Genomic DNA, 21934 nt, shown 5'->3' with positions numbered 1-21934 from the left:
CTACGCGCACAGGTGCGAGAGAACGGCGCGGGTCGCGAGGCCGACCGCCTGCCGGGCCTCCTCCGAGTGGTCCAGCGTCTCGAAGCCGTGCTCCGCCGACGGCACGTCGACGACCTGGACGCCGACCCGCGCGGCCTGCGCGGCCACCAGGAAGTCCTCGACGGTCGCGGCGAATTCAGGGCGCTCGCGCCCCACCCGGGTCAGCACGACCGGAAGCCGCCCCGCGGTGCGCACCGCCCGCGCGGGGCGGAACCGCGGCCCCGCTCCCCACCCGGGCAGCGGCGCCAGCAGGGGATACGTCAAGGCGAGGCACCGCAGCCACGGCGGGGGCGCGGCGAGCCAGTCCGCCGCGATCAGCCCGCCCGCGGACAGGAACCACAACGCCACCCGCTCCGCGTCGACCCGCGGATGCGCCCGCACCAGCGTGACCGCGTCCTGTACGTCCCGCGCCGCCCGCTCGAAGTCGGCGAGTCCGTGCAGCCGGTGGTCCACCGTGACGCCGACCGCGCCGAGGTCCGCCACCAGGCGGGCGTAGCCGACCAGTGCCGGCCAGTCGCGCGGTGTGGGCCGTGCCCCTTCCGGTACGGGTCCGCCGTGCACGAACACCACCGCCGGGCACGGGCCGTCGCCGTCCGGCAGGTGGAGGTCCACCCGGCCCGACCGCTCGCGCGGGCGCTCCGGCGCGTCGATCAGGAACGGCCCCAGGTGCGCGGGCCGTTCGGCCGCGGAGGGCCCGCGTGCGGCGGTCCCCTCGCCCGCCGCGGCGCGCAGCAGGATCAGGGCCGTCGCGTCGGGCTCCGACAGCATCGGCCAGTGCCCGGTGGCCATCTCCAGGTAGCTCAGGTGCGGGGCGGCGAGATAGCCGAGCCGGGGGTCGCCGAGCGCGAGCGCCCTCTCGACCATGGCGAGGCTCGACCCGTTCGCTGCGCACAGCACGCCGGTCACCGGCACCGTGCCCGTTGCACCGGCGGAGCCGCTCAGCCGCAACGGCTGCGCCAGCGTCGCCCACGGCTGCGGCACGGCCTGGCGGACCAGCCGTTCCGCCGCGGCCGGGCCGAGCCCCTCGAAGCTGCCGCGCTCGCGCCACCCCTCCTCCGACGGCGGTGCCAAGGTCCCCGCTGCGAAGCCGCCTTCAGCCCCCCGCAACACCTGCTCCCGCAGGGCCTGTTCGGGTACGAGCGCCGCCGGCGGGTCCCCGTCCTGCGGCATCGGGGTGTCGACCAGGACGATCCGCGCGACCCGGTCCGGCAGCCGGTCCGCCGCGCCGACCACCGGGTGGACGCCGTAGCAGTGGCCGACCAGCACCACCTCGCGGGCGTTCGCCTCCTCCACCGCCCGCAGCACGTCCGCGATGTGCGTCTCCAGACCCGCGCCCGTCCCCTCTTCCCGCTCGCCGCGCCCGCTCATGCCGGTCAGCGTCAGGCAGGACGCCTCCGCGCCCGCCTCCCGCAGCCTGCCTGCCACGTCCTGCCAGATCCATCCGCCGGTGTGCAGTCCCGGCACCAGGACGAACGCCGTATCAGCCGCCATCGCCGTCTCCTCCCACGCTTCCGTACGCCTCGCACGCCTCGTGACCTCGTACGCGCGGTCGGCGCACGCACGGCCGGACGGCGGTCCGCCGCCCGGTCCGCCGGTACCGTAGGAACTCCCCCTGAGGGAGGTTCAAGCCATGCCACCCGACGACCTGTGGAGCATCGGCGAGCTGGCCGGACGCGGCGGCGTCAGCGTCAAGACCGTGCGGTTCTACTCCGACCGCGGCCTGCTGCCCGAGGCGTACCGCAGCACCGGCGGGCATCGCAGGTACGGCCCCGGGGCGCTGGAGCGGCTGCGCACCATCCGGTCGCTGCGGGCGCTCGGACTCGGCGTGCCCGAGATCGCGCGCGTCCTGCGGGAGGACGGGGACGCCGGCGGCGGCGTACTCGACGCGCTACCGGCCGGCGGCGCGCTGGAGGACGCGGTCGCGGGGCGGCTGCGCGAGGTCGGTGCCCGACTGGCCGCGCTGCGCTGGCAGGAGACGGCGCTGCGGCTGCTGCACGACTGCGGTCCCGGAGAGCGGGCCGAGCGCCTGCGGCTGCTCGGTGCGGTGTGCGCGACCGCGGCGCCGCCCAGCACCGCCGCGATGGCGCGGTTCTGGCGGCGCTGGCTGCCCCCGCGGATGCCGCAGCGGGTCGCCGCGCGCGTCATCGAGCTGGCCGTACCGCAGCCCCCCGACGACCCGACACCCGAGCAGGCACTCGCTTTCGCCCGGCTGCACGCCTTCGTCTCCGCCGACTGCACGGGCCGCACCGGCAGCGGCCAGCCCGCGGCGCACGGCGCCGACACGGGGCACCGGCCCGCCGTGCTCTACCAGGGCCTGGAAGAGGCCTACGAGCTGGCGGCGCCCCACCTGCGCGCCGGACGCCCCCCGCACGCGGGCGAGGCACTCGACTGCTTCGTCGCGGCGTACGCGACCTCCCAGCGGGTCCCCGACACGACCGCCTTCCGCCGCGGCCTCGGCTCCGTACTGGCGGCGGACCCCCGCATCGACCACTACTGGGACCTCGTCGCCCGCGTCACCGGCCCGGCCCACCCCACCCCCGGAGCCGCCCACGCCTGGCTCACCACCGCGCTCGCCGGGCACCGGCCCCGCGACGGCCGCTGACCACCCGGGGTGCGGGTCCGCGGCGCCGTCCAGTCCGCGAGACCCGCGTTCCGGCAGGTGAGGCGCGACCTGCCGACCGCCCGGACCCGTGAGACGGTGAGGGGGCAGGGCCTGAGCGGCCGCGCGGTGACCCTTGCAGCAAGCCGCGCCCCAGGAGAGGACCCGAGGATGAGAGCACTGGAGACGATCGGCTACTCGCTGCTGGTGATCGGCATCTGCGTCGCTACTTTCGTGGTCCTGATGGGCGGCCCGAAGTACCGCGGCAAGGGGTAGCCTGCCCGACCCCGCCGTGGATCAGCCGGGCCGCTGCCCGACTGACGCCCGGCGCGTATCGGCGGTATCCCGCACGGCGACGGGGGCCCTGACCTCCTGCCCATGACGGCGACCTGGCACTCCTCGCCACTCTTGCCCGCCGGGTCTTGCGCGTTGTGCGCTCGACGCGACCACCGCGGTCGCCGCGGATCGAGCGGACCCGGTGGGCCGGGCCGGTCCGCCGGTCCGCCGGTCCGGTCCGGCGTCGGTCCGGTCCGGTCCGGCGTCGGTCCGGTCCGGCGTCGGTCCGGTCCGGCGTCGGTCCGGTCCGGCGTCGGTCCGGCGTCGGTATCAAGGAGAGTGGCCGGAGGATCAATCCGGCGCTGACCGCGCGCACGAGACTGGGCGCATGACCTCTGAGGGCTATGTGACCAGTCCGGAGTCCGCGACGGCGCCCGGCGGCACCGGCACCGGCACCGGCGGCGACCCGTCCGCGCAGGACGACCCGTCCGCGAAGGACGGTGCCTCCGCGGCGGCCCCGTGGGCGCCCGTCGCCGCGCTCACCCTGGGGATCGCGGCCCTGGTGGCCAGCGAGTTCCTGCCGGCGAGCGTGCTGCCGGCCATGGCGTCGGACGTCGGGGTGAGTGAGGGGACCGCGGGGCTCGCCGTCGCGGCGACGGCGATCGCGGGCGCGGTGACCGCTCCCACGATCGCCGTGCTGCTGCCGCGTACGGACCGCAGGGCGGTGCTCGTCGGCCTGCTCGCCGCGGCCGTCGTGTCCAACGCGGCGGTGGCTGTGACGCCGAACTTCCCGCTGCTGCTCGCGGCCCGGCTGCTGCTGGGCGTCGCCATCGCCGGCTTCTGGTCGTTCGCGTTCGGGGCGGGCACGCACGCGGCGCCGGGGCGGGACCATGTCGTGTCCACGAGCCTGGCGCTGGGCGTGAGCGCGGCCACCATCGTCGGCGTGCCGCTCTCCTCGGTCCTCGGTGACGCGGTGGGCTGGCGGCCGGTCTTCTGGGCCGCCGCCGGGTTGAGCGCGCTGGCGCTGCTCGCGGTGGCGACGACCGTGCCGCCGGTGCCTGCCCAGCCGGGATCGGGGCTCGGCATGCTCCGGCGGGCCCTGGCCAACCGCCGGCTGATGGCCGGGGTGGGCTGCATCGCGCTGGTGGCCTGCGGCAACTTCGCCGCCTATCCGTACATCCGGCTCGCGATCGAGCGGGTCACCTCGGGCAGTACGGTCTGGCTGCTGCTCGGCTGGGGTGTGGGCGGCCTCGCGGGCAACCTCGCGGCGGGCGCGCTGTCCCGCCGCCTCGGGGTCGCCGTGGTCGCCGCACCCACCCTGCTGGGCGCGAGCCTGCTGGTGCTGGCGACGACCTCGGGGCTTCCCGCCGCGACCGCGGCGATCGTGGTCTGGGGCTTCGGCTTCAACATGGTGCCGGTCGCGACCCAGTTGTGGGTGACCCGCGCCGAGCCGGAACGCGCGGAGTCGGCCCTGTCGTTGCAGGTGACGGCCTTCCAGGTGGCCATTACGGCAGGGTCGGCGATCGGCGGGGCGGTGGTCGACAGCGGCGGGGTCCGGGCGGCGCTACTGGTCGGAACCGGCGCCGCGCTGGCGGGAAGCGTCGGCTTCGGGGTGCTGAGCGGCCGCAGGGCGTGAGCGCCACGCCTGCGGGGAACTGCCGTGGTGGGCGGAGAAGGCCCGGCTGAAGGCCGCCGCGGAGCCGTATCCGACGGCGAAGGCGATCCGCTCGACGGGCCGGTCGGTCCCGGTGAGGAGTTCGCGGGCGTGCCGCATGCGTACGTCCCGCAGCATCTGCGCGGGGCTGCGGCCGAACTCGCGGCGGAAGCGCTCGCCCAGCGAGGAGCGGGACAGGTGCGCGACGCGGGCCATGCTCTCCACCGTCCAGGGGCGCCCCGGGTGCGCGTCGAGCACCGACACCAGCGCGGCCAGCCGCGGGTCGGCGTCCCGCCGCCCGGCCTGGTCGACGGCATCCGCCATCGCGGCCTGGATCAGCCCGCCGTAGCTGGCGGCGAAGAGCGGCCGGCTGCGGCGCGGGTCCAGCGGGCACATCCGGACCAGCTCGACGAGGCCCTTGTTGCTCTGCGCGAAGTCCCGCGCCACCAGCGGGCCCGGCAGCGGCGGGACAGCGCGCAGCGTGCCCACCGCGACCTCGGCCCGGGTCACCGCGACGAGCCGGTAGGTGCTCGTGGCGTCCACCTGGAAGGCGTCCCCCGCGTGCAGCTCCTCGGCGCCCGCCGCGCTCTCCAGCCGCGCGTCACCGTCCAGGACCAGCGCCCAGATCGCGCCGCACACCCCGTCCAGTCCCTCCCCGGGCCCGAGCCGAAGGACCGTCACTTCCACCATGTCCCACGTCGGCACCCCGCCCGCACCACTGCCGGGCGCGGCCGTGCCTTCCGCCAGCTCCATGCACCGGCAAGCGCTCGGGCCGCGCGCGCTATTCCGCGGCCAGGCGCGGGACGGCCACGGCGCGCGCCGGCCCGCGGATGCTCGCGCCCTCGGGGTTCCCGCCGCGAGACTGGCCTCATGGCTGACATCAAGCGCAGCGCGGGCCTGCTCCTCTTCCGCCGTGGCGCCTCGGGGGTGGAGGTGCTGCTCGGCCATATGGGCGGGCCGTTCTGGGCGCGCAGGGACGCCGGGGCGTGGACGGTGCCGAAGGGCGAGTACGAGGGCGGCGAGGAGCCCTGGGACGCGGCACGCCGGGAATTCCGCGAGGAGTTGGGGCTGCCCGCGCCGGAGGGTACGCCGCTGCCGCTCGGCGAGGTGGTGCAGTCGGGCGGCAAGCACGTGACGGTGTGGGCGGTGGAGGGCGACCTCGATCCGGCGGACGTGGTGCCGGGCACCTTCACGACGGAGTGGCCGCGCGGCTCGGGACGGACGGCCGAATTCCCCGAGCTGGACCGGGTGGCGTGGTTCTCGCTCGACGCGGCGCGCGGCGCCGTCGTCGCGGCACAGGCGGCCTTCCTCGACCGCCTGGCGGCGCGGATCTGACGCGGTGACGGGCCCGGCCCGGGACGAGGGCCGCGCCACCCACGGCGCCCGCGGCATCCGCGGCATCCGCGACGCCCCGGGCCGGACGCGTGCCGAGGGGGGACGCGGGTAACGGGATATCGTCCGGAGAGTGCGCTGACCGGGCGACGAAGACCGCGCGGAGAGGACTGTCATGGCCGATCGTCGGCAGGAAGGTGCGTCCGGCGAGAGCCAGGACCCAACGCCCGGGGGCCGGGTGGCGGCCGGGGGCGCGCGGGAGACGGCGCGGCTGGCCCTGGTGGTCGGCGCGCTCGGCGTGGTCTTCGGCGACCTCGGGACCAGCCCGCTCTACACGTTGCAGACCGTGTTCAACCCCGACGACCCGCACCCCGTCCCGATCTCGCAGCGCAACGTCTACGGGGTCGTGTCGCTCGTCTTCTGGTCGATCACGATCATCGTTTCGGTCACCTACGTTCTGCTGGCGATGCGCGCCGACAACGACGGCGAGGGCGGCATCATGGCCCTGATCACCCTGCTGCGGCAGGGGAAGGCCAAGCGGGGCCGGCGGGCGGCCGTCGCGCTGGCGGGGCTGGGGGTCTTCGGCGCGTCGCTGTTCTTCGGCGACAGCATGATCACCCCGGCCATCTCGGTGCTGTCCGCGGTCGAGGGGCTCAAGGTCGTCGAGCCGTCGCTGGGCGACGCCGTCGTGCCCGTCACGGCGGCGATCATCGTGGTGCTCTTCCTGTTCCAGCGCAGGGGGACCGCCGCGGTGGGCCGGGTGTTCGGGCCGGTGATGATCCTCTGGTTCACGGTGATCGCCGCCTGCGGCATCGGCGGTATCGCCGACCACCCGAGCATCCTGCGGGCCGTGTCGCCCACCTATGCCGCCGGCTTCCTGTTCGGCCATTTCGGTACGGCCTTCTTCTCGCTGGCCGCGGTCGTGCTGGCCGTCACGGGCGCCGAGGCGCTCTACGCCGACATGGGGCACTTCGGCCGCTGGCCGATCACCCGCGCGTGGGCCTTCCTGGTCTTCCCGGCCCTGGTCCTGAGCTACTTCGGCCAGGGCGCCCTGATCCTGGCCGACACGCACAACGTCAGCAGCCCGTTCTTCCTGCTCGTGCCGGGCTGGGGCAGGCTGGTGGTGGTCTTCCTGGCCACGGCGGCCACGGTGATCGCCTCCCAGGCGGTGATCACCGGCGCCTTCTCGGTGGCCTCGCAGGCCGCCCAGCTGGGCTACCTGCCGAGGCTGCGTATCGCGCACACCTCCGAGTCCACCTTCGGCCAGATCTACGTGCCCTTCATCAACTGGCTGCTGATGGTCTCGGTCCTCACCCTGATCTTCGCCTTCCGCAGCTCCACGTCGCTGGCCTTCGCCTACGGGACGGCGGTCACCGGCACCATCTCCATCACCACGCTGCTGTTCTTCTACGTCGCGCGGACGCGCTTCGGGACGCCGCTGTGGCTGGTGGTCTGCGGAGCGACCGCACTGCTCGCGTTCGACCTGCTGTTCGTGGCCGCCAACCTGACCAAGCTCGTCCACGGCGCGTGGCTGCCGCTGCTGATCGGGCTCACCGCCTTCACTGTCATGTCCACCTGGCACCGGGGGCGCGCGATGGTCACCGCGGAGCGGTCCCGGCGCGAGGGCTCGCTGCGCGAGTTCGTCGACGGGCTGCAGCACGACCGGACGGTGCTCCAGGTCCCGGGCACGGCCGTCTTCCTCAACCGCGACAAGCACACCACGCCGCTGGCCATGCGGGCCAACGTGGAGCACAACCACGTACGGCACCGGCATGTGGTCATCCTGTCCATCGAGACCACGCCGGTGCCCCGCGTGCCGCCCGCCGAGCGGGTCCTCATCGACGACCTCGGCTACGCCGACGACGGGATCATCCACGTGACCGCCCGCTACGGCTACATGGAGACGCCCGACGTGCCCGGCGCGCTGGCGGCCTGCGACCCGACGTTGACCGAGGGGCCGCTGGCAATCGAGGGGGCGTCCTACTTCCTGTCGAAGATCGAGCTGCGCCGGGGGAAGGCGACCACCTTGCGGCCGTGGCGCAAGCGCCTGTTCATCGCCACGTCCTACATCACGGCCGACGCCGCCGGGCACTTCGGGCTGCCGCGCGACCGCACCGTCATCCTGGGCTCGGACATCGAGGTCTGACGGGCCGGCGGCCGCCCCGGGCCGTGCCGGCGGCCGCACGACGGACCGGCCTCCCCGTGCACCGGGTGGAGCCGGCCGCTCAGAGCGGCAGCAGCACCAGGGGGGCGCCGGTCGGGGACGCCGAGCCGCCGCGTGGCTCAGCGGTGATGCCGACGCCGTCGGCGCCGGCCGGCGCTCCGTCCAGCAGCGCGGAGCCGGCGGCGCTGCCCCGGTCGAGGAGCCCGGCGGGCACCATGGCGCCGGCGCGGCGGTACCACAGCTCGTACACCCGCGAACCGGGCAGCGCGGGCAGGCCGTGGTAGAGGACGGCAGCCTGCCGCAGCCGGGCCGAGGCCACCACCGTCGCGGTGCCGCCGGTCGTGAGGGCAGCGGTGCGGAAGGTGGCGTCGGGCACGGCGAACAGGGCGCTGACCGCGGCCGCCTGCCGCTCGACGCCCGCCGTACGGGCCCGCTCGGCGCCGGCCTCGTGCCGGGCGTCGACGGCCACACCGGCGGCGGCGACGGCGCCGGCCAGGCACGCGGCGGCGACGAGCAAGGGCAGCCGCTGCCGCCAACCGCGCCGCCAGGGGGCGGGGAGGACCGGGTCGAGGACCCCGGGAGGCAGCTGCCGCACCTCGGGGATGGCCGACATGACCCGCTCGCGCAGCCCGGCGGGCGGCTGCTCGGCCACCGCCATGGCCAACCGGGCCGCGGTCTCACGCAGTTCGCGGACCTCCTGCGCGCACGCCTCGCACTCCCGCAGGTGGCCGCGGAAGCTCTCCGCCTCGGGCCCGGTGACCGCCCCGACGGCGTAGGCGCCGGTCAGCGTGTGCAGGTCGCCGCCCGTCACGCGCCCACCCCCATGCAGTCGCGGAGCCGGATCAGCCCGTCCCGCAGCCGTGTCTTGGCCGTGCCCAGGGCCACGCCGAGCAGGTCCGCGGTCTCCTGGTAGGTGAAACCGCGATAGTAGGCCAGGGTCACCGACTCGTGCTGGAGGTCGGTCAGCTGCGCCAGGCAGCGCCGCACCTGCTCGCGTTCCAGACGGCGCTCGACCTGCTCGCTGACCTCGTCGAAGGCCGGGGTGTGCTCGCGCAGCCCGGCGCGGTGGTCGCGGTCGGCGGACGCCTGCGCGGAACGGACCCGGTCCACCGCGCGGCGGTGCGTCATCGTCATGATCCAGGCCATGGCGCTGCCCTGCCGCGCGTCGAACCGCGCCGCGCAGCGCCACACCTCGATCATGACCTCCTGCGCGACCTCCTCGGACTGCGCCGGGTCGCGCAGCACCCGCCGCGCCAGACCGACCACGGAACCCGCGACGGCGGCGTAGAGCCGCTCGAACGCCTTCTGGTCGCCCCGGGAAACCCGGTCGAGCAACGCCTCCAGCGCCCCGGAACGGGGCTCCGGAAGCTGGTCGTCGCGTGCTGCGACGCGCATGGACACCTCCTGACGGGCAGTCGCTCGCAACGGTGGCCGGGCCCGCCGCCGGCCGCGTCACCGCCGCGCCCAGGATCCCGCGCGCGGGGGCCCTGAGCACCGTACGGCGTGGCCCGCCGGGCCGTGCCCGCCGCCCGGACGGCCGCGCCGCTCTTCGCTCACACCCGGCATTCGGCGCACGGCGCCCCGCGGATTGGTCCGGCGGCCGATCGGCCGGCGGTCCGCGCCCGCCGACCCGCGCCGGACCCGCCGGGGACCCGCCCCGCCCGCCCGCGGACAGCCCGCCGCCCGCTCGCCGGTTCACCCGTTCGGCACCCCGCGAGCACCCCCGCCGCCCGCTCGGGGCCCGTTCCGTGACCACCCCCGGTTCGGCGTTCCGGGGCCCGCCCGACCGTGCCGGCGGTCAACTGCGGTGCGCCCTGGCGGCGCTGCCTCGCTGGTGGCGGGCCCGGTGCGGGTGCGGCGCGCGGGGCGGACGTGGTGTCGTGCCCGGGGGCTGGGCCACAATCGGGGCGGCAACGGGGTTGTGACGGGCGCGGTGCCGACCGCACGGGCGGTCCGGGCGCCGCCGGCGTCGCACGGACGGCGGCGTCGCGTGGCGTGGCGCGAGCGGCGGCAGCCCCTACGACAGGCCTCACGGGAGGATCCCCCCATGTCCGCAACCGCTCAGGTCCCGCCCGAGACGGGCAGTCGGGTCGCGCCCGCCACCGGGCGGCTGGCCCGGCTGGCCCGCCTACTGGTCGCGCGGCGGCGGCTCACGCTGCTGCTCGTCGGGCTGGTCGCGGTCGTGGCGGCCGTCGCGGGCGGCGGGGTCGAGGGGATGCTGTCGAGCGGCGGGTACACCCCGCAGTCGGCCGAGTCGGTGGCCGCGGACCGGCTGCTGGCGCAGCGCTTCCACGCCGGCGCCCCCGACCTGATCCTGGTCGCCGGCGCCCCCGGCGGTGTCTCGCAGACCGCGGCGAGGCAGGCCGGGCTGGCGCTCACCGAACAGGCCGGCCGCACCCGGGGGGTCGTCTACGCCCGGTCGTACTGGTCCACCGGGGACCCCACGCTGCGCTCCCGGGACGGCCGTACGGCGCTGGTCCTGGTCAAGCTGGCCGGGAACGAGGACGCCGCCTACCACCGGGCCCACGACCTGGCGCCCGTGCTGGGGGGCAGGCACGGGCCGCTGGACGTCGGGATCACCGGGCTCTCGCAGGTCAACTCCGAGGCGGAGGACCAGAGTTCCAAGGACCTCACCCGGGCCGAGGTGCTGGCGGCGCCGCTCACGCTGCTGATCCTGCTGGCCGCCTTCGGCTCGCTGCCGGCAGCGCTGCTGCCGGTGCTGGTCGGGCTCGCCGCCGTCCTCGCCACGTACGCGATGCTGGCCGGGCTCGCCCAGGTCACGTCGGTGTCCGTCTTCGCGCTCAACATCACCACCGCGCTCGGCTTCGGACTCGCCGTCGACTACAGCCTGTTCCTCATCAGCCGCTACCGCGAGGAGCTGGCCGCGGGCCGCGACGTGACGGAGGCGATCGCGGCCGCGCTGCGGACCGCCGGGCGTACCGTGCTGTTCTCGGCGCTGACGGTGGCGCTGTCGATGGCGGCGCTGCTGGTCTTCCCCCTGTATTTCCTGCGGTCGCTCGCCTACGCGGGAGTGCTGGTCGTGCTCCTCGCCGCGATGGCCGCCCTCGTCGTGCTGCCGCCGATGCTGGCCGTCATCGGCCACCGCATCGACCGGTGGGACGTCTTCGCGCCGATCCGCCGCCGGCTCCCCGGCGCGCGGGGTCCCGAGCAGGGCGTGTGGCACCGCACCGCGATGGTGGTGATGCGCCGTCCGGTGGCCGTCGGCGGTGTGGTGGCGGTGGTCCTGGTGGCCCTGGCGCTGCCCTTCCTGCAGGCCAGGTTCGCGCTGATGGACGACCGCGTGCTGCCCCGGCACAGCGACGCGCAGGTCGCCGCGAACGTGGTGCGCGACCAGTTCCGCGAGGCGCAGACGTCACCCGACGTGGTGGTGCTGCCCGACCTGGACGCCGCCGCACAGCGCGGCTCGCTGGCCGCCTACGCGCGGCGGCTGTCCCTGGTTCCGCACACCGTGCGGGTGGACTGCGCCGCCGGCGGCTTCACCGCCGGCCGCCGGGTGGCCGGCGCGGCCGCCGGCTACCTCGCCCCGCGGGGCAAGGGCACCTGGCTGTCGGTGCTCTCCGACGTCGACCCGTCCTCGGCGGCCGGCGAGCGGCACGCGCGCGACGTGCGGGCGGTGTCCGCGCCCGCTCCCGGCCCGGTGCTGGTGGGCGGCGCCGCGGCCACCCAGGTGGACACCAAGGACGTGCTGGCCGACCGGCTCCCGTGGGCGGGCGGTGTGATCGCCGCGAGCATGCTGGTGCTGCTCTTCCTCTTCTCCGGCAGCGTGGTCATCCCGGTCAAGCAGCTGGCGCTGAACATGCTGAGCCTGACCGCGTCCTTCGGCGCGATGGTCTACGTCTTCCAGGACGGCCGTCTCAAGTGGCTCGTCGGCGACTTCGTGAGCACCGGGCGGCTCGAAGTGACGGTGCCGATACTGATGTTCTGCGTCGCCTTCGGCCTGTCCATGGACTACAGCGTCTTCCTGCTGTCCCGGATCCGGGAGGAGTACCTGGCCACCGGCGACACCACCCGTGCGGTCGCCGTCGGCCTCGAACGCACCGGCCGGCTGATCACCGCCGCCGCCCTGGTCGTCGCGACCGTGCTCGGCGCGCTCGCCACCTCGCAGTTGAGCATTTTGAAGCTGCTGGGCGCCGGTCTCGCGCTGGCGGTGGTGGTGGACGCCACGCTCGTACGCGGCCTGCTGGTGCCGGCGCTGATGCGGCTGCTCGGGCGGCACAACTGGTGGGCGCCCGGCCCGCTCCGGCGGCTGCACCGCAAGGTCGGGCTGACCGACTCCTGACCCCGGCCGCGCGGCCGGGCGGGCCCCCCTTCGCGCCGCCCGGCCGCGCAGGTCCGGACGGGTCGGGGCAGGCCGGGGCAGGCTGCACCGATCGTGCAGAAGACGTGCAGAACCTCTGCAGTCCGCGCGGAACATACTGCCCGTGGACAGCCGAGTCGGGCTGTCGTTGAGCGGACAGAACACGCGCGCGAGGAGCCCGTCTTGAGCACGCAAGAGGACGCGGAGGGCCGGCCCGCACCGTTCCTGGTCGCGGCGGTGGGCAAGCGGGCGTCGTTCCACCGGACCGTCACGACGGCGCTGCGCGACCTGGTCAGGGACTCCGGCCGGCTCCTGGACGAGGACGACCCCGGGCAGGCCGCGCGGGCACTCGACGCGCCGGCCTACGGGCAGGTGCTCGACCGGTCCCGGCGCTTCCTGGACGCGGTGCTGCCCGACGCCGGATTCCGGCTGGTGAAGGCCGACTCCCTCACCGGCCTCGGCCACACCCTCCAGCGGCGGGCCGCAGGACCGGGCGGCCCGCAGGCGCCGGCGCTGCTGCTGATCGACGCGGCCGCGGCCGGTGTCGGCGCGGCTCCGCTGGACCGCGAACTTCAGGCGGCCCTTGACCAGTTGGGCACCGGCCCGGAGGGCGCGGCGGGCTCCGGGCCGTCCGGCTGCTCCGTGGTGGTCTACGAGGCGGCCGTGCCGGACACCGTGCACGTGGCCTCCCCCTTCACCCACCGCCTGCTGCCCGAGCAGGACTGGGTGCTGGCCGGCGACATCGTGTGCTGCCTGACCGACGCCCTCCAGCTGAGGCAGAGCGCCGCCGCGCTGCGCGCCGCCTCCCGGGCCGCCACCTGCGCGCTCGCCGCCGCGCTCGCCGGTTTCCTGAACGGCGAGGCCGGCGCCGCCTGGGGGCTGCACTACTACACCGGCTCCGCCGTCAGCGGGCTGATCGGCGACCTGGAGGAGATCGTCGCCGGGCCCGGCAACCCGGTGCTGCGCGGCCCCAGCGAGCACAGCCTGGCCTGCGGGGCGCTGGCCCGCTGGCAGGTGGACGGCGCGCCCGCGCTGATCGTGGCGACCAGCGGCATGGTGGACGAATTCCGCGGCACCCTGGCCAACCTCAGGGAGGCCAGGGCCCGCGGCTTCATCGTCTGCGCCGACTCCCCGGCCGGCGCCTGGTATCCCTTCCAGGGCACCGTGCACGCCGCCGAGGACTCCCGCGAGGTGCTGCGGGCCCGCCGGCTGCCGTACTTCTACCTGGACGACCCGGGCCGGCTGGACCAGGACCTGGCCGCGGCCTTCGAGGCGTACGGGCAGGACCGCGGCCCGGTGGTGCTGCTGGCCACCCCCGAGGTGCTGCGGGTGCCGGCCGGCGCCGCGCCGCCGCCGCGGCCGGCCGCCGTCAGGCCGCGGGCAGCGGTCACCGAGGACGCGCTCGCGCCCGTCATGGACATCATCAACAACGGTCCGGCGCACGTGCTGTGGCAGTGCGGCGCCGTCGACGCGGAGCAGCGCGGCCTCGTCCACGAGATCGCCGCCGCGGCCGGCGTCGCCCTGGCCGACTCCCTCACCCGGCCCGGCACGGTCGCCGGCCACCACGAGGGCCGGCGCGTCGAGGAGTACCTGGGCACGCTGGGCATGTACGGCTACTCCGCCCGCGTCCACGACTACCTGCACGAGGGCGGCCGGCTGCGCGGCCGCGACCGGCAGGCCCTCTTCTTCCTCAACAGCCGGATCGCCGAGGCCGCCACGCCCTTCGCGGCCCGCACGCTGAACCGGATGCTGCGCATCGTGCAGGTCACCCGGGAGGCCGGGCACCTGGCCCCCTTCGCCGACCACCCCGTGCACGCGGAGGGCGCCGACTTCCTGCGCGAGGTGCGGCGCCGGCTGGCGGTGCCGGAGCGGCTGCGGGCCGAGCGGCGCGCCGCCCTCGCGCGCACCGCCGACAGCCCGTCAGACGTGGTGCACCTGCTGCCGGTGGCGCCGATGAGCGCCAACTACTTCTTCCACCGCCTCGCGGCCGTCCTCGACGACCTGATCACCCGGCACGGCTACACCTACACCGGTGTCTACGACGTGGGCCGCGGCGGCCTGTCCGCGATCCGCAACCTGCCCCGTACCGGCCCCGGCTTCTCCGGCTGGTACGGCAGGGCCCTGATGGGCGACGCCCTGTCGGCGGTGCCCGCGCTGGCGCTGACCCGCGAGGGCAACGTGCTCGCCTTCGTCGGGGACGGCGCCGCCGCACTGGTCCCCGACATGGTGCCCACCCTGGTCGAGCACATCTGCCTGGACGGCCGCCGGCCGGCCCGCAATGTCAGCGTCTTCCGGCTGATCGACGGCGGTCACTCCGTCATCCGCACCTACCGCGAGGGCCGGTCGGGCGCCGCCGCCGCCCGCCAGACCCGGATCCTGCACCTGCTCGACGACGAGCGGGAGCAGTCCTTCGGCCCGGTGACGGTCAGCCGCCGCCGCCTCACCGGCGTCGACCCCGACGCGCTGCGCGACCAGCTCACCCGCCCGGCGACGGTCAACCTCTACTCGGTCCTGCTCGCGCACAACAACGAGGGCGACGGCCTGAGCCTGCTGTCCTCCCTCGGCTGGCAGCGCGACCACCTCTCCGATCTGGCCCTCGCCATGGGCGGCACACCCCGCCCGGCAGCACGTAGGAGCACACGGTGAAATTCGGATTCCTGGCCCACCCGACCAGTTCGGGCCACCGCAACCAGGTCCGCGGGATGGACCTGGTCAGCCGGCTGCTGGAGGACCAGCGCGGCACCGTACGGGAGGACGCGCCGCGGCACCACCTGCGGCTGCCGCTGCTGTCGTCGGTGACCTCGGCGACCGGGGCGCGCTGCACCGGCGACGTGCGGTACCTGCCGTACACGGCGGCGGAGTTGCTGCGGCTGCCCGGCACCGCCAAGGAGGTGGTCGCCGCCGAGGTCCTGGCGTTGCGCGAGGCCGGCGCGGACATCGTCGGCCTCGGGGGTGCCACCTCCATCGTCGGGGACCGCGGCCTGTGGACGGCCGAGCGGACCGGCACCCCCGTCACCAGCGGCAATTCGCTGACCACCTACGCGGCCCACCACGCGGTGCGCACCTGCGTGCGGCTGCTGGAACTGCCGGTGGACAGCACCCGGATCGTGGTGGTCGGCTATCCGGGCTCCATCGGCCTGGCGATGACCCGGCTGCTGCTCGCCGACGGCTTCCCGCTGGACCTGGTGGCCCGCCGCGGCAACCGCTCCCCGGCGGCGCTGCTGCGGCACCTCGAACCGGCGCAGCGCGACAGGGTGGCGCTGCACGACGACATCGGCGCCTGCTACGACGGGCCGCGGCTGTACGTGACGGCCTCTTCCACCGGCGCGGTCGTGGACACCGCCCGGCTGCACCCGGGGTCGATCGTGGTCGACGTGGCGCTGCCGCGCGACGTGCCCACCGCGCCGCGGGCCGGGCACGACGTGCTGGTCATCGACGGCGGCCTGGTCACCGCCACGGACGAGGTCGCCTTCGGCGACGGCTCGCTGCCGGGCCCGAGCCAGCAGCTCAACGGCTGCCTCGCCGAGACCGTGGTGCTGGCCCTCGAGGGGCGGGCCGCGTCCTGCTCGCTGGGCCGGGACCTCGATGTCGGCACGGTCCGCGAGATCGGCGAACTCGCCGGCCGGCACGGCTTCCGCCCCTCGCCGCTGGCCGCCTTCGGACGGCCGCTCGCCGACGGCGACATCGCCCGGCTGGCGGTGCACCACCCCGCGTCCCGCACCAGGCGGGCGAGCGCCGCGGACGTCACCGCCGCCACCAGGTGGCGCTTCCGCGCCCACGTCAACCCGCCGATGGCGAAGCTCTTCGCCGCCCACGACATGGACCGGGTCTTCACCGAGGCGCGCGGCTGCACCCTGACCACCGCGGACGGCGTCCCCTACCTCGACTTCGTGGCCGGCTACGGGTGTCTCAACCTCGGCCACAACCACCCGGCGGTGACCCGGGCGCTGCGCGGCTTCATGGACGACGCGGCGCCCGCCTTCGTGCAGTACGTGTCCCTGCCCGCCCAGGCCGCCGAACTCGCCGAGCGCCTCTCGGCACTCGCCCCGCCGGGCCTGGACCGGGTCTTCTTCAGCAACTCCGGCGCCGAGGCGGTGGAGGCGGCGCTCAAACTGGCCCGCGCCGGCACCGGCCGGCAGCGGCTCGTCCACACGCACGACAGCGACCACGGCAAGACGCTCGGGGCCCTGTCGGTCACCGGCCGCGACACGCACCGCGCCCCCTTCGGCCCGCTGCTGCCCGAGTGCGTCGCGGTCCCCTACGGCGACATCGTCGCGCTGGCCGCGGTCATCGACGGGGCCGCCGCCTTCATCGTGGAGCCGGTGCAGGGCGAGGGCGGTGTGGTCCTGCCGCCGCCGGGCTACCTGAAGGCGGCGCAGGAGCTGTGCCGGCGGGCCGGGGCGGCGTTCGTGCTGGACGAGATCCAGACCGGGCTCGGCCGCACCGGCGCGATGTTCGCCGCCGAGCACGACGGGCTGGAGCCGGACGTGCTGTGCGTGGCCAAGTCGCTGTCCGGCGGCATGGTGCCGATCGCCGCCACGCTGTCGCGCGCGGACCTGTGGGACGCCGCGTACGGCAGCAGCAACCGGGCGATGCTGCACTCGTCCACCTTCGGCGGCGGCAACTTCGCCGCGGCGGCCGGGCTGGCCACCCTGGACGCGCTGGAGGCGGAGAAACTCCCCGCCCGCGCCGCCGAGTTGGGTGCCCACCTGCGCGCGGGGCTCAGCGAACTGGCCGGCCGCTACGACTTCATCCGCGACGTGCGCGGGATCGGCCTGATGAACGCGATCGAATTCGACGGCGACTTCTCCGGCGCCGCCCGCGCGCTGGCCGACGAGCTGCTCACCAGGCTGCCGGGCGATCTGCACGCGCTCGCCGACTGGATGCCCGACGACGTGCGCGACGCGATCAGGAACGCCGGCGGCGCCCTGGAGGCCACGCTCGGCGACCTGATGTGCCTGCGCTTCGCGCACGCCCTCGGCCGCGACCACCGCATCCTCACCTTCGTCACCGCCAACCACGGCCGGGTGCTGCGCATCCAGCCCCCGCTGGTGCTGGACCGCGGCGAGGCCGACCGGTTCGTCGCCGCCGCCGACGCCGTATGCCGCGACCTGGGCCTGCACGCGGGCCTCGAAGCGCGCCGGGCCCCGGCCCGGACCACCACCCGCCCGTCAGGAGAAGACCTGTGACAACCGACGCCACCGCCGCGGACCTGCTGCGGCACCGGATCGCCGACGTACTCGTGGACCGCCTCGGCCTGCTCCCCGAGGAGGTCGTGCCCGACGCCAGGTTCCGGGAGGACCTCGGGATGGACTCGCTCGACATGGTGGAACTGCTCACCGTCGTCGAGGACGAGCTGGGCGAGCCGCTGGACTCCCCCGACGACACCCTGTCCTCACTGGCCACCATCGGCGACGTCGTCGCCTTCCTGCTGGAACGCGGCGCCGGCCGCGAGGAGGTCCGGGCGTGAACGGGACCAGGAGCGACGGCTCGCCCGCGGTCGTGGTCACCGGTCTGGGCCCGGTGACCTCCATCGGGATCGGCGCGGCGGAATTCCACCAGGCGCAGATCAAGGGCGTCAGCGGGATCGGCCCCCTCACCCGTTTCGACGCCTCCGGCCTGTCCTCGCGGATCGCCGGCCAGGTGGACCTGCCCGCCGCGCTGGCGCCCGGCCGCCGCGAGACGCTGGCCGCCGACCGCTGCACCCACCTGGCCCGCGCGGCCGCCACCCTGGCGCTGGCCGACAGCGGTCTCGACCTGGAGCGGGAGGAGCCGAGCCGGTGCGGGGTGGTCATCGGCACCGGCGCCGGCGGCCTGGAGACCTGGGAGTCCGCCACCCGCACCCTCGTCGAGTCCGGACCGGGGCGGCTCGGGGCGCGCTTCATCCCGATGGCGATGGGCAACGCGCCGGCCGCCACCATCGCCGTCGACCTGGGACTGACCGGCCCGTGCAGCTCGGTGGTCACCGCGTGCGCCTCCGGCGCGGAGGCGCTGGTCGCCGCCTTCCAGATGATCGTGTGCGGCGAGGCGGACGTCGTCCTGGCCGGGGGTACGGAAGCGGCGGTCAACCCGCTCACCGTCGCCGGCTTCGCCCGGATGGGGGCGCTGTCCCGCCGCAACGACGCACCCGAGCTGGCGAGCCGGCCCTTCGCCGCCGACCGGGACGGCTTCGTCCTCGCCGAGGGCGCCGCCGTCCTCGTCCTGGAGTCGGCCGAGCACGCCGCCCGGCGCGGCGCCACGGTGCTGGCCGAGCTGCGCGGTTACGGGCGCTCCTGCGACGCCCACCACATCACCGCCCCGCACCCCGAGGGCGCCGGGGCGCGGCAGGCCGTCACCCGCGCGCTGCGTTCGGCCCGCCTCGCGCCGGACGAGGTCTCGTACGTCAACGCGCACGGCACCGGCACCGCGTACAACGACGCCGCCGAGGCCCTGGGGCTGCACGGCGCCCTGGGGCCGGCGGCGGCCGCGGTGCCCGTGTCGGCCACCAAGTCGATGACCGGGCACGCGCTCGGCGCGTCCGGCGCGATCGAGGCGGTGGCCGGCGTCCAGGCGCTGGTCCACCAGGTGGTGCCGCCCACCGTGAACCTGGACGACCCCGACCCGGGCATCGGCCTCGACGTCGTCGGCGCCGACCCCCGCGAACTGCCGCTGACCGCGGTGCTCTCCAACTCCTTCGCCTTCGGCGGCCACAACGTGGTGCTCGCCTTCACCGCGGCGGGCGCCTGACCGAGGGGGCGCCCGGCCACCCCGCTTGTGCGCCCGATGATCACGGGGTTACGTTCCCCCGGGCACGTATCGGGGGAAGACCGGGGTGGGGACATGGCAGACGGCGTCGGCACGCCGGAAAAGGGCGCGGGCACGTGGGGGCAGGTCATCACGGCCGTGGTCCTCGTCGGGGGCCTCGGGGTGGGCCTGTGGACCGTCGAGAGGGCGAATACGTCGGCGGCGAAGGACAGCGCACCGCCGGCCGCCGTGTGCTCGACGGCCGAGCCCGATCAGACGGCGTCCGCGGAGGTCTCCCGGGCGCGGCTGTGCGAGCTGCTGAACCGGCGCGACCTCGCCGCGCTGCTGGGGACGCCGGGGGAGGTCGCGAAGTCCACCGGCACCAGCGGCGGGGGCGGCTCGAAGCTCTTCGGCCCCTCGGCCCAGGTCGTGTTCGACACCTACGCCGTGAGCCTGACGGCCACCTACAACCGTCTCCCGGTGGCCGACGCCGCGACCCTCCTCGGCGGCACCGCACGCAGGCGCACGGTCCTCGGCCGCCCCGCGATCTCCTACGCGGACCGCACCATCAGCGTCGACCTGACGATCGGCGGCGGCGGGACCGGCGGCGGGAACCTCCCCGGCCACCAGGCCTTCATGCTCTCCGTGGCCCGGGACGCGAAGGACACCGGCGGCTCCTTCGACGTCGCCGTGTGGCGCATGGACGGCGGCGTCCCGCAGGACGACGTCCTGCTCCACGTCGCCGAGGCGGTGCTGCCCACCGTCCCGGGGTGGAATCCCGGCGTGTGACGGCGGGATTCCACCCCGGTCCGGCCGGGCGGGCCCGGAGCCGCCCCGGCTCCGGGCCCGCCCGCTACCCGACGACCGCTACGGCCGCCAGGTGTTCGCGCCGTTGGGCGGGCCCGCGGTGTCCTCGCTGAAGGCGACGTTCGCGGGCACCGGCTCGCCGATGAAGCCGGCCGCCGCGCCCTCGCCGAGCACCGCGACGTCGAGCGTGCACGCTTCCAGCAGCGTGGCGTCCTTCACCGCGTCCTGCCGGCAGATCGCCTGCGCCTTGTCGTGCAGCGCCTTGGGCAGCTGGTTTTCCCAGAAGGGCGCCGTCGGGTCGGCGGGCTGGGCCTTGTCGCCGCAGACCGCGACCAGGGACTGGCTGTCCGGGACGCGCCAGCTGTCGCCGTAGACGGTGTAGAGGGTCTTGAGGTCCACGGGAATGCCGAGGACCGTGCCGGTGCTCGTCCTGAGCTTGTCGGTGGTCCCGGGCGCGTTGGCCAGCAGGCCGGTGACCGGCTGCGGATACGTGCCGAGGCCGACGTGGACGTCCACGTAGCCGGTGTTCAGGGTGGCCGCCATGCTGTCGCCCTGCGGGTTGGTCACCAGGTACTGGCTGCCGGTCCTGACGACCCTGTCGCCCGAGGGCAGGCTGAGCGTCCCGCCGGAGGCGAGCGAGGTGGCGGTGCCGTCGACCACGAGGCCGCGGGAGGCGCAGACCGCGACCGTGTCGGCGCCCATCTGCGTCGCGACGCCGCTGTTGACGGACGCGCCCGGCCAGCCGAGCGAGGCGCCGGAGACCTGCTGGGACTGCACGGTCATGGCCGAGGACCGGGCGAGCGTGAAGGTGCCTTCCGCCTGGAAGTCGTAGAAGGTGCCGCCGAAGGTCTCCAGGTGCGTGTCGCCGATGCCGTGGGCGGCGGCGCAGGAGGGCGGGGTGGTCGCGATGTTGCTCTGGGTGCTCCGGATGGAGGGTGAGGCGCCCGGGGCGTAGGCGGCCGTGCTGACCAGGTTCAGGTTGTTGGTCTCGCCGGTGAAGCCCTCGGTCAGGCAGGTCGGCGCGTTCGTCGTGCCGTTGTGGGTGGCGGTCTGCACGGTGATCGTGGAACCGGGGTTGAAGGTGGCCTGCGAGCCGCCGCCGTTGCCGCCGATCATGAACTCGACGGTGTTCCAGGCCGCGGACAGGCTCAGGGTGCTGTCGGCGGTGGAGGCGCTGACGCTGCCGCCGCCGGTCGTCATGACGACGGTGTCCGTCGTGCTGGTGACGTTGCCCGACAGGCTGAGGCCGGCGAGGTTCGTGATGGGCTGCGAGGCGACCCCGACGGCGGGGCCGTTGCGGTAGCAGTCACTGAGGTACGACGACCAGCCGGCCGGGCAGGTGGTGAAGTAGTTCAGGATCCAGAACTGGATGAAGGCCGCGCTGCCGCCGGAGCCCGGGTTGGCGAAGATGAACTGCTCCCAGCCCTGGCAGCCGGCGTGCCCGGCGCAGACCGGGCTGGTGAAGGGCGCGCTGTTCAACTGCAGGGAGTACGAGTTGGCGACGCCGCCGCCGGTCTCGCCCGTCACGCCGGAGACGGTGGCGAACGAACCGGTCGCCCCGGTCAGCAGGCCGGACACCCCGGCCGAGTAGTCGATGCCGTTGCCCACCACGTAGGGCCCCGCCCCGGCCGCGGGCGGGACGGCGGGTAAGTACGCGCCGGCGGCCGGCTCGTAGCGGCGGTCCGGCGCGGTGGTGCAGCCGGTGCTCTGCCAGGCCAGGGTGGGGTAGGAGGCGGTGTAGCAGCCCTTGGCCGGGGTGGCGAGCTGCGTGATGGCGGTGTGCCAGGCCTGCGTCGACAGCGCCGAGGGGGTCGAGGTGTCCGCCGTGGCGCCCGGCGGTATCAGCAGGGTCGTCACCAGGGCGGCGACGACGGCGGCGACGAGGCCGACGATGCGGCGGAATCTTCTGTGCGGCTCTGCGGGGGGATTGTCAGGAGACATGTCTGCACTCCAGCTTTTCGCGAGACGGGCCCACGGGTGCAGCGCATCGTAAGCAGGCCCTGACGTTACGTCGATGTTTCA

At 75.3% G+C, this 21934-nt stretch carries 15 protein-coding genes; 10 read left to right on the top strand and 5 right to left on the bottom strand.

The annotated features are described in order from the left end of the window. Nucleotides 1-1530: an alpha/beta hydrolase gene (locus tag BUE44_RS23485; RefSeq protein WP_073500969.1), complete on the bottom strand. Its 1530-nt coding sequence runs from the start codon at nt 1528-1530 to the stop codon at nt 1-3. A gap of 139 nt (nt 1531-1669) precedes the next feature. Here BUE44_RS23485 and BUE44_RS23480 point away from each other — a divergent pair, with 139 nt between their 5' ends. Then, complete coding sequence (locus BUE44_RS23480; RefSeq protein WP_073500968.1) at nt 1670-2641, top strand: MerR family transcriptional regulator; 972 nt, start codon at nt 1670-1672, stop codon at nt 2639-2641. A gap of 661 nt (nt 2642-3302) precedes the next feature. Beyond that, nucleotides 3303-4550 (top strand): MFS transporter, encoded by a 1248-nt coding sequence (locus BUE44_RS23475; RefSeq protein ID WP_079190004.1) that lies wholly within the window; start codon nt 3303-3305, stop codon nt 4548-4550. Here the strand turns inward: BUE44_RS23475 and BUE44_RS23470 are convergent. Then, a complete protein-coding gene (locus tag BUE44_RS23470) occupies nt 4479-5321 on the bottom strand; it encodes a helix-turn-helix domain-containing protein (protein WP_073500967.1) in 843 nt (280 codons plus the stop codon). The genes BUE44_RS23475 and BUE44_RS23470 overlap by 72 nt on opposite strands. 117 nt (nt 5322-5438) lie before the next feature. On the opposite strand from BUE44_RS23470, the gene BUE44_RS23465 reads away from it, so the two are divergent. Then, nucleotides 5439-5903, top strand: coding sequence for an NUDIX domain-containing protein (locus BUE44_RS23465; protein WP_073500966.1), 465 nt, complete (start codon nt 5439-5441; stop codon nt 5901-5903). A gap of 172 nt (nt 5904-6075) precedes the next feature. Then, complete coding sequence (locus tag BUE44_RS23460; protein ID WP_073500965.1) at nt 6076-8046, top strand: potassium transporter Kup; 1971 nt, start codon at nt 6076-6078, stop codon at nt 8044-8046. Between the two features lie 79 nt (nt 8047-8125). Here BUE44_RS23460 and BUE44_RS23455 read toward each other — a convergent pair whose 3' ends face one another. Beyond that, nucleotides 8126-8875, bottom strand: a complete 750-nt coding sequence (locus tag BUE44_RS23455) for an anti-sigma factor (RefSeq protein WP_073500964.1) — start codon at nt 8873-8875, stop codon at nt 8126-8128. Then, the gene (sigK, locus tag BUE44_RS23450; RefSeq protein WP_073500963.1) at nt 8872-9459 is read right to left on the bottom strand and encodes an ECF RNA polymerase sigma factor SigK; all 588 of its coding nucleotides are present in this window, start codon (nt 9457-9459) and stop codon (nt 8872-8874) included. The genes BUE44_RS23455 and sigK overlap by 4 nt, the downstream gene beginning before the upstream one ends. 652 nt (nt 9460-10111) lie before the next feature. On the opposite strand from sigK, the gene BUE44_RS23445 reads away from it, so the two are divergent. The 6 genes from BUE44_RS23445 to BUE44_RS23420 all read left to right on the top strand — a co-directional run bounded on the left by BUE44_RS23445 (nt 10112) and on the right by BUE44_RS23420 (nt 19894). Beyond that, the gene (locus tag BUE44_RS23445) at nt 10112-12364 is read left to right on the top strand and encodes an MMPL family transporter (RefSeq protein ID WP_079190002.1); all 2253 of its coding nucleotides are present in this window, start codon (nt 10112-10114) and stop codon (nt 12362-12364) included. 201 nt (nt 12365-12565) lie between these two features. Then, the gene (locus BUE44_RS23440; protein ID WP_073500962.1) at nt 12566-15028 is read left to right on the top strand and encodes a hypothetical protein; all 2463 of its coding nucleotides are present in this window, start codon (nt 12566-12568) and stop codon (nt 15026-15028) included. Beyond that, complete coding sequence (locus tag BUE44_RS23435; protein ID WP_073500961.1) at nt 15025-17571, top strand: aminotransferase class III-fold pyridoxal phosphate-dependent enzyme; 2547 nt, start codon at nt 15025-15027, stop codon at nt 17569-17571. Before BUE44_RS23440 ends, BUE44_RS23435 begins: the two co-directional genes overlap by 4 nt. Further along, a complete protein-coding gene (locus BUE44_RS23430) occupies nt 17568-17852 on the top strand; it encodes an acyl carrier protein (protein WP_073500960.1) in 285 nt (94 codons plus the stop codon). Before BUE44_RS23435 ends, BUE44_RS23430 begins: the two co-directional genes overlap by 4 nt. Beyond that, entirely contained in the window at nt 17849-19108 is a 1260-nt protein-coding gene (locus tag BUE44_RS23425) for a beta-ketoacyl-[acyl-carrier-protein] synthase family protein (RefSeq protein ID WP_073500959.1), read from the top strand. The genes BUE44_RS23430 and BUE44_RS23425 overlap by 4 nt, the downstream gene beginning before the upstream one ends. Nucleotides 19109-19201: 93 nt before the next feature. After that, nucleotides 19202-19894 carry a DUF6215 domain-containing protein gene (locus BUE44_RS23420; protein WP_073500958.1) on the top strand — a complete coding sequence of 231 codons (693 nt, stop codon included), beginning with the start codon at nt 19202-19204 and terminating at the stop codon, nt 19892-19894. A 78-nt stretch (nt 19895-19972) separates the two neighbouring features. Here the strand turns inward: BUE44_RS23420 and BUE44_RS39335 are convergent, their stop codons facing one another. After that, nucleotides 19973-21853: a hypothetical protein gene (locus BUE44_RS39335; RefSeq protein ID WP_073500957.1), complete on the bottom strand. Its 1881-nt coding sequence runs from the start codon at nt 21851-21853 to the stop codon at nt 19973-19975. Between the last annotated feature and the right edge of the window lie 81 nt (nt 21854-21934).

The sequence above is a fragment of the Actinacidiphila paucisporea genome, assembly GCF_900142575.1.
Taxonomy (GTDB): Bacteria; Actinomycetota; Actinomycetes; order Streptomycetales; family Streptomycetaceae; genus Actinacidiphila; species Actinacidiphila paucisporea.
Note: the sequence above shows the minus strand (reverse complement) of the source record. Positions and strands in the feature narration are given on the sequence as shown.

What these genes read in the sequence shown, in the direction of transcription:
- BUE44_RS23465 (WP_073500966.1), top strand. Translation starts at nt 5,439, where the DNA reads ATGGCTGACATCAAGCGCAGCGCGGGCCTGCTCCTCTTCCGCCGTGGC.
- BUE44_RS23420 (WP_073500958.1), top strand. Translation starts at nt 19,202, where the DNA reads ATGGCAGACGGCGTCGGCACGCCGGAAAAGGGCGCGGGCACGTGGGGG.
- BUE44_RS23480 (WP_073500968.1), top strand. Translation starts at nt 1,670, where the DNA reads ATGCCACCCGACGACCTGTGGAGCATCGGCGAGCTGGCCGGACGCGGC.
- BUE44_RS39335 (WP_073500957.1), bottom strand. Translation starts at nt 21,853, where the DNA reads ATGTCTCCTGACAATCCCCCCGCAGAGCCGCACAGAAGATTCCGCCGC.
- BUE44_RS23445 (WP_079190002.1), top strand. Translation starts at nt 10,112, where the DNA reads ATGTCCGCAACCGCTCAGGTCCCGCCCGAGACGGGCAGTCGGGTCGCG.
- BUE44_RS23470 (WP_073500967.1), bottom strand. Translation starts at nt 5,321, where the DNA reads ATGGAGCTGGCGGAAGGCACGGCCGCGCCCGGCAGTGGTGCGGGCGGG.
- BUE44_RS23485 (WP_073500969.1), bottom strand. Translation starts at nt 1,530, where the DNA reads ATGGCGGCTGATACGGCGTTCGTCCTGGTGCCGGGACTGCACACCGGC.
- BUE44_RS23460 (WP_073500965.1), top strand. Translation starts at nt 6,076, where the DNA reads ATGGCCGATCGTCGGCAGGAAGGTGCGTCCGGCGAGAGCCAGGACCCA.
- BUE44_RS23475 (WP_079190004.1), top strand. Translation starts at nt 3,303, where the DNA reads ATGACCTCTGAGGGCTATGTGACCAGTCCGGAGTCCGCGACGGCGCCC.
- sigK (WP_073500963.1), bottom strand. Translation starts at nt 9,459, where the DNA reads ATGCGCGTCGCAGCACGCGACGACCAGCTTCCGGAGCCCCGTTCCGGG.